Here is a 10,287-nt window from a genome sequence, read left to right as displayed (position 1 = left end):
CAATGAAAACATTAAACACAATACTTCTATTATTCCTAACGTCAATTGCATTTGCCCAAGTAGGGACAAATGGAGATGATAGAAATGAAGAAGGAAGGAAAATAAAAGAATATAATCTCACTATTGAGGAAAATGAAATGACACTAGCTGGTGTAACCGCCAAAGGTATGACTATCAACGGTAGTATTCCCGGACCAGTTTTGGAATTTAATGAAGGCGACCTTGCTATTATTAATGTTACCAACAAAATGGATGTGGAAACCTCTGTGCATTGGCACGGGTTGATACTTCCAAATTTCTATGATGGCGTACCTTATTTAAATACACCCCCAATCGAACCAGGAGAGACTTTTCAATACAGAATCCCTATCAACCAGTCAGGTACGTATTGGTACCATTCCCATACAATGTTACAAGAACAGAAAGGTGTTTATGGGTCTATTATCATTCATCCAAAAGAAAAAACTTTGGAATATGATAAAGATTTGGTGGTGCTACTCTCTGATTGGACAAACGAGAAACCATTGAACGTGCTACGAAACCTTAAAAGAGGTAACGAGTGGTATCAAGTTAAAAAAGGTACAGCAGTACCATTGAGTAGAGTCATTTCAGAAGGTGCTTTTGGTGCTCAACTGAAATTTTGGAGAGACCGTATGGAAGGGGCTGATATTAGCGATATCTACTATCCCGCCTTTCTAACCAATGGAAAGTCGTTAGCAGAATATCCAGAATTCAAACCAGGCGAAAAAGTACGGCTTCGCTTTATCAATGCATCTGCCTCTACCTATTATTGGATGGACTTTGGTGGTGGAAACCCTATGATTGTTGCAGGAGATGGTATCGATGTGGAACCCGTATCTAAAAGCCGATTTCTATTTGGTATTGCCGAAACCTACGATGTTATCGTAACCATTCCCGATGGTACTTTAGAAGTTACCGCCACAACACAGGATGGCTCTGGAAGCACTTCCTTACGATTGGGTCAGGGAACGCTATATCCAGCAAAAAGAATGGAGAGACCAGACAAGGTCGCTATGATGAAGCAAATGGCCAAAATGGATATGAAAATGGGAGCGCCAGCAATGGCAGGTAATCAAAAGAAAAATACACCTGAAGCTTTAATGAAAAGGTATGGAATGCAAATGGATATGAAAGATGGTAAGATGAATATGGATATGAATAATAAGATGTCGATGAAAGATGGTAAGATGGATAACCAAATGAATATGAATGATAATCATATGCAAATGGAAATGGACAAAAAGATGGATATGAAAAAGGATTCTATGCCAATGAGCCATAATATGTCTATGATGGAGAAAGACTCTAGGTCTTTTGATTACAATACACGTAAAACCTATTTCAACTATGATTTTTTAAAGGCAAAAGAAAATACCACTTATAAGGAAGATTTACCTGTAAATGACCTTTTACTCAACCTAACAGGTAATATGCAACGCTATGTGTGGAGTATAAATGGCGTGCCATTATCTGAAACAGATAAGATTAAAATTAAAGGAGGAGAGGTTACCAGAATAACATTAAATAACTTAACAATGATGCATCACCCAATGCATCTTCACGGTCATTATTTTAGAGTGATTAACGAAAATGGAGAACGTTCACCATTAAAGCATACGGTTAACGTGCCGCCAATGCAAAAAGTGGTTATAGAGTTCTACAACGAAGAATATGGTGATTGGATTTTTCATTGTCACGTCCTATATCATATGATGGGTGGTATGGCAAGAGTATTTAGTTATGATACCCCAAGGGATGTAAGGATGAAGGATTTTCCCGCTCAAAAACTCGTTGATGAAACAGACCATTACTATTCCTGGGGATTGTTGCGTGCAGGCTCAAACTTTAACGAACTCTTTTTGATGTCAACTAATATCCGAAATGGATTTGGTTTACGAGCAGAGTTCGATTATGACAGAAATCTTGAAGCCGAAGTAAACTATGATAGATACCTAAATGATTGGGTACGTCTCTACGTAGGTGTTAATACAGAAACAGAAATACCAAATTCCTTCGATGAGTTCAATACAGTTGGTCTTATTGGTGTAAAATACTTTACACCTTATAGGTTTAATGTAGATGTGAGTATGGATAATCAGCTACGCCCAAGAGTACGTTTGGATAGAGAGCTATTGCTTTTCCCAAGAATTTTTCTGGAAGGTGAGTATGAATATAGAGCAGACTTTGGATGGGTAAATGATATAGGGAATAGCTCTTATGAGAGTGAAACACAATGGTTGGTTGGCCTTTCTTACATCCTGTCAAGAAACTTTTCAATTCAAGGAAACTATAACAACCGATATGGTTGGGGTGGTGGTCTTTTAGCAAGATTCTAATTTAAAATGTAAATAAGTAATAATTAAAAAAAGAAAAAATGAGAAAAACAATTTTAACATCAATCGTATTAATTATGACACTAACAGTAGGCTTTGCACAATCAAAAACAGAAACTGTTTTTGGTGTTAGAGGTAATTGTGGAATGTGTAAATCAACCATTGAAAAATCTGTAAATAATATCGATGGTGTTTTTGAAGCATCTTGGGATAAAGAAACCAAACAAATGTCTATTTCTTATGATAATACAAAAACAGATGTAATGGCTTTACATAAAGCAATAGCAAAATCAGGTTATGACACAGAAAAAGTAAAAGCAGATGAAAATGCTTATAATAATTTACCAGGATGTTGTCAGTATGATAGGGAAATGGAACTATCAGCACCAAAAGAAACAAAAAACAAATAATAGTTAAAATCAAAACAAAATGAGCAAATTAAAATTAGTATTCGGAGTAGTTGCAATAGCATTTGTAGCCCTTACAGCAGTGTCTTGTAAAGATGCCAAAACAGACAAGAATGATTCAACAGAGCATCATTCAGAGATGAATGCAGATGGAGACCATTCAAAAATGAATCACGATAATAGCGATGGTCATCACGATGGTGATAAAAAGGAAATGGCAATGAATGGAAATGGTACCTCACAAGTCGTATTAAATGATTATTTCAACCTTAAAGATGCTTTGGTAGCCGATGACAACGCAAAAGCGAAAAATTTAGGAGGCACATTGGCTAAATCACTTAAGGCTTTTGATACTTCTAAATATTCAGATGATAAGCAAAGCGAACTAAAGGATATTATTGAAGATGCCACTGAACACGCAGAACATATTTCAGAAAGTGACATAGCGCACCAAAGAGAACATTTTAAAGTATTGAGCAAGGATATGGTTGATATGGTAGAAATCACCGGAACATCAATGACCATTTACCAGCAGTATTGTCCAATGTACGATAACAACAAGGGTGGTGCTTGGTTGAGTATGAACAAAGAAATCAGAAATCCCTATTTCGGTGATAAAATGCTAAAATGTGGTAAAGTACAGCGTGAAATCAACTAAATGAAGATTGTAAAAATCATAGCGTGGATAGCATTAATTGCTTTGGTTGCCATACAGTTTTTTCCTGTGGATTACAACCAAAGTGAAACCATACCACAAACCGATTTTATGCTCGTGAACAACGTACCTGTAACGGTTGAAAAATCGTTGCAGGTTTCGTGTTACGATTGCCATAGTAATAACACACAATATCCTTGGTACAATAAGGTGCAACCTGTTGCTTGGTTTCTTGAAGGACATATTAAAAAAGGAAAAGAAGAATTGAATTTTAGTGAATGGGATTCTTATTCCAGCCGACGGAAGAATAGTAAGTTGAGGTCAATAATCAGCCAAATAGAGGATGACAAAATGCCTTTAAAATCATATACATTTATTCATAGTAATGCCGTATTTACAAATACTAAAAAACAAGAAATCATCAAATATTTTAATCAATTAAAAGATAGTTTAAACTAAAACCTTTTTGGCAATGACACATACATTATTTATAAAAAATATGGTTTGTAATCGCTGTAAAATGTCAATTCTTAAACTTTTAAATGATGAAGGTTTTGAAGTAGAAGCTATCCAACTTGGAAAAATAACAGTTAAAGAAAATCCAAATAATGATTATTTAAAATTTGAAAAGAATTTAAATGTTCTAGGTTTTGAATTGATTAAAGACCCTACAAAAGCATTGGTTGAAAAGATTAAGGTGAATCTTATTGAACACATAGAAAAGAACGATACAAATGTTATACTCGCTAAACTTGAAAGTGAAATGGGCAAGAGCTATTCCATATTGAGTAAAACCTTCAGTAAGTCAGAAGGTATAACATTAGAAAAATACTTTATCAACCTAAAAATTGAAAAGGTTAAGGAATATATCCAGTTGCAAGAGCTGAATTTTTCAGAAATAGCATATAGTCTCAATTATAAAAACAGTAGCCATTTGGCAAAACAGTTTAAGCAAGTAACGGGAATGTCTATGACTGATTTTAAAAACCTACAAATTGATAGCAGAAAACCATTAGACCAAATTGTATAAATATTATCCAATATTAGGAAAACCATACTGGCAAGTGAAAGGTAGTTTTGTGGGTTAACTTTAAAATATGAAAACAATGAAACATACATATCATATACACGGAATGACTTGTAACGGTTGTCGCAGTCACGTTGAAGAAACACTTTCAAAAGTAAAAGGTGTTTCAAAGGCATCGGTTAATTTAGAAAAAGCCGAAGCCATTATAGAAATGGAACAGCATATTTCTTTAGAATCCTTTCAAAAGGCTTTAAAAGATGATGGTGGTAGATATAGTATCCATAATCAAGGTGAACATCATCACCATTCAAAACCTAAAACGGAGAAAACCCCAAAAGGCAAAGGAACAGGCACATTTTATTGCCCAATGCATTGCGAGGGTGATAAAACCTACGACAAACCAGGTGATTGTCCTGTATGCGGTATGGATTTGGTTGAAGAACAAAATATTTCTACATCGCAAAAAGAGCAATGGACGTGTCCAATGCATCCAGAAATCGTAAAAGATGAAGCGGGTTCTTGCCCTATTTGCGGTATGGATTTAGTACCAATGCAACCAGACCTTTCTGCTGAAGAAAAGACCTATAAAAAACTATTGAAAAAATTTTGGATAGCAACAGCCTTTACTTTGCCTATTTTCTTAATAGCAATGAGCGAAATGCTTAATAACAATCCTTTATACAATATAATGCAACAGAAATATTGGAATTGGGTACAATTCGTTTTATCCATTCCAGTGGTATTTTATGCAACTTGGATGTTTTTTGAACGTGCTTATCGAAGTATAAAAACGTGGAACCTCAATATGTTTACACTTATTGGTATAGGTGCAGGTGTAGCGTGGTTATTTAGTGTGGTAGGTATGGTATTTCCTGATGTGTTCCCCAATGAGTTTAAAACCGAATCGGGAGCAGTTCACGTGTATTTTGAGGCGGCAACAGTTATTTTAACCTTGGTATTGTTAGGTCAATTATTGGAAGCTCGTGCGCATAGTAAAACCAATTCCGCTGTAAAAGAATTACTGAAATTAGCACCTAACAAAGCTATAAAAATAGTTGATGGTGAAGAGGTTGAAGTGAGTATTGACAAGATAGAACTTAACGATATTCTTAAAGTAAAACCAGGTGATAAAATCCCTGTTGATGGTATTATTACAGAGGGAGAAACCAGTATTGACGAATCAATGATTACTGGTGAACCTATCCCAGTTAATAAGGTTAAAGAAGATAAAGTCAGTAGCGGTACAATAAATGGCAACCAAGCCTTTTTGATGAAAGCGGAAAAAGTAGGTAGCGACACATTACTTTCCCAAATCATACATATGGTAAACGATGCTAGTAGAAGTCGTGCCCCTATTCAAAATCTTGCAGATAAAGTATCGGGTTACTTCGTACCTGTGGTAGTCATTATTTCTGTTATCACTTTTATTGTTTGGGGTATTTGGGGGCCAGAACCAGCCTATGTATATGCGTTTGTTAATGCCATCGCAGTATTAATTATTGCTTGTCCTTGTGCTTTAGGTTTGGCAACACCAATGTCAGTTATGGTTGGTGTGGGTAAAGGTGCTCAAAATGGTGTATTGATTAAAAATGCAGAAGCATTAGAAAAAATGAATAAGGTAAATACCCTTATTGTAGATAAAACAGGAACTATAACAGAAGGTAAACCCACAGTTGAAACCGTAGGTTCTTTTAGTGATAATTATAACGACAAAAAGGTACTTCAATACATCGTCTCGTTAAATACCAACAGTGAACATCCATTAGCAGAAGCAACAGTAAAATATGGTAAAGAACTTAATGCTGAAATTTTAAAATCTGCCAATTTTAGTGCAGTTACAGGAAAGGGCGTAGAAGCTGAAATTGATAATAAAAAAGTGGCTTTAGGTAATCCAAAAATGATGGAATACGCAAATGCTGAAATCACCTCTAAAATGAAGGAAGAAGCTAAAACCTATCAAAAACAAGGGAAAACAGTCTCATATTTAGCTATCGATAAAAAAGTGGTTGGTTATGTAGTTATAGGTGATAAAATCAAATATACCAGTGCAAAAGCTATAAAAGAACTGCAAAATAATGGTGTTGATGTGATAATGCTTACAGGAGATAATCACGATACAGCCCAAGCGGTAGCATCAGAGTTGAATCTGGCAGATTTTAAAGCGAGTATGTTACCCGAAGATAAATTAAAAGAAGTCGAGAAACTTCAAAACAATGGTAAAGTGGTTGCTATGGCAGGCGATGGTATCAACGATGCACCTGCATTGGCAAAAAGTGATGTAGGTATTGCAATGGGTACAGGAACAGATGTCGCTATTGAAAGTGCTATGATTACATTGGTAAAAGGTGATTTACACGGTATAGTTAAAGCTCGTCATTTAAGTAGTGCAGTAATGAAGAACATTAAACAAAACCTATTTTTTGCACTTATCTATAACACATTGGGCGTTCCTATAGCGGCAGGTGTGTTATTTCCATTTTTTGGAATTTTATTATCACCAATGATTGCAGCTTTAGCAATGAGTTTTAGTTCTGTTTCAGTTATAGGTAATGCATTACGATTAAGAACAATTAAAGTATAACCATAAAATTAAATAATATGGAAAATTCAAAAGAACACTCAAACAAAGGAAACTATAAAACCTTCTTTATAATGTTGGCTTGCTCATTTGTAGCAATGTACATTACAATGTATTTAAATACCTATTCAATAGACCACGTGTATTTTAGTTTAACAAGATTCTATATGACTTGCTTGGGTATTTCAGCAATGGCAGTAATAATGTGGTTTTTTATGCGAAAAATGTATAATGATAGAAAGAAAAATATAGCAATTCTTGCAGGTAGTTTTATTCTGTTTATAGGGGCTTTAGGGTTAGTAAGAGCACAAGCACCAATTATTGGTGATGTCCTTTGGATGAAAGCAATGATTCCTCATCACTCTATCGCTATTTTAACAAGTGAAAGGGCAGATATTCAAGACCCAGAAGTAAAAAAACTGGCAGAAGATATTATTGAAGCACAACGCAAGGAAATAGAAGAAATGAAAGCAATGATAAAACGATTAGAAAATGAAAACAAATAAGATACTAATCTATTTAGGAATATTAGCAGTTGGTTTATTATTAGGTTGGTTGCTATTTGGCGGTTCATCAAAAGAAGAAGCAGACCATAATCACAATGAAGTTGCACAAACTAATCAAATGTGGACTTGCTCTATGCATCCACAAATTATGCAACCAGAACCAGGCGATTGTCCCATTTGTGGAATGGACTTAATTCCTGCCGAGGCTGGTGCAGATGGATTAACAGCAGACCAGTTTAAATTAACAGCTAATGCAATGGCTTTAGCAAACATTCAAACTACAATTGTAGGTAATGGTTCAGCAGAAAATGGAATCATCAAACTATCGGGTAAAATAGCTGAAAATGAAGAAGCAAATGCAGTACAAGTGAGTTATTTTTCTGGTAGAATTGAACGGTTGAATATCAGTTTTACAGGTGAAGAAGTACGTAAAGGTCAATTGTTGGCAACAATCTATTCACCAGAATTATATGCAGCTCAACAAGAATTGATTACAGCGGCTTCTTTAAAAGCATCGCAACCTGCTTTATACAAAGCGGTTCGTAATAAATTAAAGCTTTGGAAATTGTCTGAAACTCAAATCAACCAAATTGAATCCTCTGGAAAAGTCATTGAAAATTTCCCTGTGTATGCTACCGTTTCAGGCACGGTGACTGAAAAATTAGTGGAACAAGGCGATTATATTAAGCAAGGTCAGCCTTTGTTGAAAATTGCTAATCTCAATACGGTTTGGGCAAATTTTGATGTGTATGAAAATCAAATTGAACAATTCAAAAAAGGGCAAGAAGTTTCCGTATCAACAAATGCTTATCCTAATAAACAGTTTAAAGGCACAGTAGATTTTATAAACCCTGTTTTAAACACAAAAACACGTACTGTAACCTTACGAGTAGTTCTTAATAATACCGATGATATATTTAAACCAGGAATGTTTGTGACCGCAGAAATTAAAAGTACTCAAACTGATAGAAATGGAGTGTTGACAATTCCATCATCAGCAGTACTCTGGACAGGCGAACGCTCTGTAGTCTATCTCAAAGCAAATCCAAACGAACCTGTTTTTGAATTGAAAGAAGTGGCTTTAGGTAATAAAATCGGTGATAATTATGAGGTATTAGAGGGATTATTTACAGGAAATGAAATTGTTACCAACGGAACGTTTACGGTGGATGCTGCTGCACAACTACAGGGCAAAAAGTCAATGATGAACAAGCAAGGTGGTAAAACAATGACAGGTCACGAAGGTCATTTAGGTATGGATAATAATACATCAAAAAAAGAAAGTGACCATACTAATATGAATGAACGCTTAAAAGTATCAGAGAAATTTCAAGAGCAATTAAAAGAGATATACAATGATTACATCAATTTAAAAGATGCTTTAGTAAAAGAAGACTCAAAAGGTAGTTCACAAAATGCATCATCTTTACTATCAAATTTGAGTAGGGTAGATATGAAATTGCTTAAAGATGAAGCGCACAATCATTGGATGCCATTAGTAGATGAAATAAAATCTTCTGCAACTTCAATTTCTGAAACGTCCGATATAAAATCACAAAGAGACCATTTTAAACATTTATCATCACATTTAATAAAAGCGGTTCAAATATTTGGTGTAAATGAAAAGGTATATGTAGAATTTTGCCCTATGGCAGATAACAATAACGGAGCCTATTGGTTAAGTAAAGAAGAACAAATCTTGAATCCATATTTTGGTGATGCAATGCTTAAATGTGGTGAGGTTAAACAAACAATAGAATAAATAAACACAGATAATAATTAAATTTTTAAACAATGAAATCGAAGATTCACGAAAACAAATTAAAAAAAATGGAAATTATGAGTAAAAAAGTAATTTTAAGTGTAGCTGTAATAGTAGCTATGGGATTAACAAGTTGTAAAAACGAAACTAAAAAAGTTGAAGAAACTACAACAACGGAAGTATCAAAAGAAATCGCAATGACAGATTTATCTTTTGGCGTAAGAGGTAATTGTGGTATGTGTAAAACTACCATTGAAAAAGCAGCCAATAGTGTAGAAGGTGTGGCAAGTGCCAATTGGGATGTTGATAAAAAGAAAATTGATGTTTCTTTTGATGATACCAAAACAGATGCAATGGCAATTCATAATGCAATCGCAGCTTCAGGGTATGATACTGAAAAAGTAGCAGGAAATGAAGAAGCCTATAAAAATTTACCTGGTTGTTGCCAATACGATCACGAAATGATGATGAATCAATCTGGTGAAATGAAAAGTGATGTCCATTCAAATCACGATCATTAAGCAAATAATTTAAGAGTCTTTTTCGGAAGGCTCTTTTTTTACATTTTAATTTTAAAAGGGCAGGTAATAAGGTGTTCGTCAGTTGTTCCATTTTGTTCCATAAAGCATAATCACAAATGCGTTGCATTGGTGCTTACCATACATAGCACTACTGCGGTGACACATCCTCGTTAGCACTATGTATTTGCTTTACTTCACACACTACACAACTTCCTCACCCGCAGCTACTCTTGCACCCCAAACCCCAATAAGGTGTGTGCTCGTGGCACACAAAACATAAATTGGGGTACAACCGCTGCTTAATAATTTGGCTCGCCTGCTGTTCGCTGCGGGCTAATCAGGGTGTCACAGTTTTTGAAGGCAGCCATTTTGCATATACAATAACCGCTTCAAGAAATTTGAAGTATGCGCATACTTTTAAAACCGCTTTAATAGCTGATTAAATAGATTTTAAAACCCAAAAGCGGATTATTCTAT

9 protein-coding genes are annotated in these 10,287 nt (G+C 34.9%); all 9 read left to right on the top strand.

Features of this window, described 5'->3' with window-relative positions; translation table 11 throughout:
- The first annotated feature begins 2 nt into the window (after nucleotides 1–2).
- Nucleotides 3–2,357 carry a multicopper oxidase domain-containing protein gene (locus tag A8975_RS10005; RefSeq protein ID WP_129760626.1) on the top strand — a complete coding sequence of 785 codons (2,355 nt, stop codon included), beginning with the start codon at nucleotides 3–5 and terminating at the stop codon, nucleotides 2,355–2,357.
- A gap of 38 nt (nucleotides 2,358–2,395) precedes the next feature.
- Nucleotides 2,396–2,764 (top strand): heavy-metal-associated domain-containing protein, encoded by a 369-nt coding sequence (locus tag A8975_RS10000; RefSeq protein ID WP_129760627.1) that lies wholly within the window; start codon nucleotides 2,396–2,398, stop codon nucleotides 2,762–2,764.
- A 19-nt stretch (nucleotides 2,765–2,783) separates the two neighbouring features.
- Complete coding sequence (locus A8975_RS09995) at nucleotides 2,784–3,419, top strand: DUF3347 domain-containing protein (protein ID WP_129760628.1); 636 nt, start codon at nucleotides 2,784–2,786, stop codon at nucleotides 3,417–3,419.
- Nucleotides 3,420–3,875, top strand: a complete 456-nt coding sequence (locus A8975_RS09990; protein ID WP_129760629.1) for a heme-binding domain-containing protein — start codon at nucleotides 3,420–3,422, stop codon at nucleotides 3,873–3,875.
- Nucleotides 3,876–3,936: 61 nt separating this feature from the next.
- Complete coding sequence (locus A8975_RS09985; RefSeq protein WP_243832977.1) at nucleotides 3,937–4,446, top strand: helix-turn-helix domain-containing protein; 510 nt, start codon at nucleotides 3,937–3,939, stop codon at nucleotides 4,444–4,446.
- Between the two features lie 76 nt (nucleotides 4,447–4,522).
- The gene (locus A8975_RS09980; RefSeq protein WP_134200226.1) at nucleotides 4,523–7,024 is read left to right on the top strand and encodes a heavy metal translocating P-type ATPase; all 2,502 of its coding nucleotides are present in this window, start codon (nucleotides 4,523–4,525) and stop codon (nucleotides 7,022–7,024) included.
- 17 nt (nucleotides 7,025–7,041) lie between these two features.
- Nucleotides 7,042–7,527 carry a DUF305 domain-containing protein gene (locus A8975_RS09975; protein WP_129760632.1) on the top strand — a complete coding sequence of 162 codons (486 nt, stop codon included), beginning with the start codon at nucleotides 7,042–7,044 and terminating at the stop codon, nucleotides 7,525–7,527.
- Nucleotides 7,514–9,289, top strand: a complete 1,776-nt coding sequence (locus tag A8975_RS09970; protein WP_134200224.1) for an efflux RND transporter periplasmic adaptor subunit — start codon at nucleotides 7,514–7,516, stop codon at nucleotides 9,287–9,289. The genes A8975_RS09975 and A8975_RS09970 overlap by 14 nt, the downstream gene beginning before the upstream one ends.
- A gap of 77 nt (nucleotides 9,290–9,366) precedes the next feature.
- Nucleotides 9,367–9,810, top strand: coding sequence for a heavy-metal-associated domain-containing protein (locus A8975_RS09965; protein ID WP_134200222.1), 444 nt, complete (start codon nucleotides 9,367–9,369; stop codon nucleotides 9,808–9,810).
- Nucleotides 9,811–10,287: the final 477 nt, after the last annotated feature.

Source organism: Meridianimaribacter flavus, assembly GCF_004366715.1.
Classification (GTDB): Bacteria; Bacteroidota; Bacteroidia; order Flavobacteriales; family Flavobacteriaceae; genus Gaetbulibacter_B; species Gaetbulibacter_B jejuensis.
The sequence above is the reverse complement of the archived record's forward strand: the minus strand, read 5'-3'. Positions and strand labels throughout refer to the sequence as shown.

Bases quoted from the DNA above. Each gene is read 5' to 3' on its own strand.
- A8975_RS10005 (WP_129760626.1), top strand. From the start codon at position 3: ATGAAAACATTAAACACAATACTTCTATTATTCCTAACGTCAATTGCA.
- A8975_RS10000 (WP_129760627.1), top strand. From the start codon at position 2,396: ATGAGAAAAACAATTTTAACATCAATCGTATTAATTATGACACTAACA.
- A8975_RS09995 (WP_129760628.1), top strand. From the start codon at position 2,784: ATGAGCAAATTAAAATTAGTATTCGGAGTAGTTGCAATAGCATTTGTA.
- A8975_RS09990 (WP_129760629.1), top strand. From the start codon at position 3,420: ATGAAGATTGTAAAAATCATAGCGTGGATAGCATTAATTGCTTTGGTT.
- A8975_RS09985 (WP_243832977.1), top strand. From the start codon at position 3,937: ATGTCAATTCTTAAACTTTTAAATGATGAAGGTTTTGAAGTAGAAGCT.
- A8975_RS09980 (WP_134200226.1), top strand. From the start codon at position 4,523: ATGAAACATACATATCATATACACGGAATGACTTGTAACGGTTGTCGC.
- A8975_RS09975 (WP_129760632.1), top strand. From the start codon at position 7,042: ATGGAAAATTCAAAAGAACACTCAAACAAAGGAAACTATAAAACCTTC.
- A8975_RS09970 (WP_134200224.1), top strand. From the start codon at position 7,514: ATGAAAACAAATAAGATACTAATCTATTTAGGAATATTAGCAGTTGGT.
- A8975_RS09965 (WP_134200222.1), top strand. From the start codon at position 9,367: ATGAGTAAAAAAGTAATTTTAAGTGTAGCTGTAATAGTAGCTATGGGA.